This is a genomic window from Hydrogenivirga sp. 128-5-R1-1 (genome assembly GCF_000171895.1).
This window is the reverse complement of record NZ_ABHJ01000368.1, coordinates 1-1,420: the sequence shown is the minus strand read 5'-3', so window position 1 is coordinate 1,420 and position 1,420 is coordinate 1. Positions and strand designations below refer to the sequence as shown.

Below are 1,420 nucleotides of genomic sequence, written 5' to 3'. Positions count from 1 at the left end.
GAGACAGAATATTTTTACTGAGGGAAATAGGATTTAACAGGGTGAGCTTCGGTATTCAGGATTTTAATCCTAAGGTTCAGGAAGCTGTAAACAGAATTCAGCCAGAAGAAATGATTTTTAATGTTATGTCTTGGATTAGAGAAGCAGGTTTTGAGAGTGTAAATATAGACCTGATATATGGACTTCCTTATCAAACACTTGAAACATTCTCAGAAACCATTGACAAAGTTATAAAACTCAATCCAGATAGAATAGCAAACTTTAATTATGCCCATGTGCCATGGTTGAAAAGACTTCAAAGAATGATAGATGAGTCAGCACTTCCACCTCCACAGGAGAAACTGGATATCCTCAAAATGACAATTGAAAAGCTAACCAACGCAGGATATTTGTTCATCGGTATGGATCATTTTGCTAAACCTGATGACGAGCTTGCTGTAGCTCAAAGGGAAAGAACACTCCACAGAAACTTTCAGGGATATACAACCCATGCAGAAGCTGAGCTTATAGGATTTGGGGCTACATCTATCAGCATGCTTTATGATGCCTATGCTCAGAACCACAAAAAACTTAAAGACTACTATGGAATGATAGATGAAGGAAAACTTCCAATAGAAAGGGGAGTTATTTTAAATCAGGATGATATTATCCGTAGAGATGTGATAATGAGGCTTATGTCCCACTTCCAGCTTTACAAAGGGGAGATTGAGGAAAAATATGGAATTGATTTTGATACCTACTTTGCATCTGAGATGGAAGAACTTAAAGAACTTGAAAAAGACGGTCTTATAAAAATATATCCAGACAGAATTGATGTAACCCCTGCAGGAAGATTGCTTATCAGAAATATTGCAGTTACATTTGATATTTATACAAAGGCTAAAAAGGAAAAAAGATTTTCTAAAGCAATTTAAAAACGCCGGAGGGGGATTGCCATGTTTAGATTTTTAGTATTTTTGACTCTTTTAATATTTAGTCTGTCTTACGGAAATGATTTTTCTGTTCGGTCTCCTGCATTTGATTATGGTAAGCCTATTCCTATTGTTTACACCTGTGATGGAAAGGATATCTCCCCTGAAATTATATGGGCTCATCCTCCGGCTAACACCAAAAGCTTTGTTTTAATCATGGATGACCCTGATGCACCATTTGGCACGTTTACTCATTGGGTTGTTTATGATATTCCTGCAAGTGTAAACAAATTACCTGAAAACTTTCCTAAAAAACCTGTTGTTGATGGTATAAAACAAGGAATTAATGATTTTGGCAGAATAGGATATGGAGGTCCATGTCCACCTCCAGGGAAACCTCACAGATATTTTATAAAACTTTATGCAACTGACCTGAAATCTGTAAATCTTCCTCCTAAAGCCGCAAAATCCCAGGTTTTAAAGGCCATACAGGGACATATCCTTTCTAA

At 36.6% G+C, this 1,420-nt stretch carries 2 protein-coding genes; both read left to right on the top strand.

Annotated features, from left to right (window positions below):
• On the top strand, window positions 1-914 hold a 914-nt coding region (gene hemN, locus HG1285_RS01565; RefSeq protein WP_008289367.1), incomplete at its 5' end, for an oxygen-independent coproporphyrinogen III oxidase.
• A gap of 21 nt (window positions 915-935) precedes the next feature.
• The coding region (locus HG1285_RS01570; RefSeq protein ID WP_008289366.1) for a YbhB/YbcL family Raf kinase inhibitor-like protein at window positions 936-1,420 on the top strand (485 nt) is incomplete at its 3' end.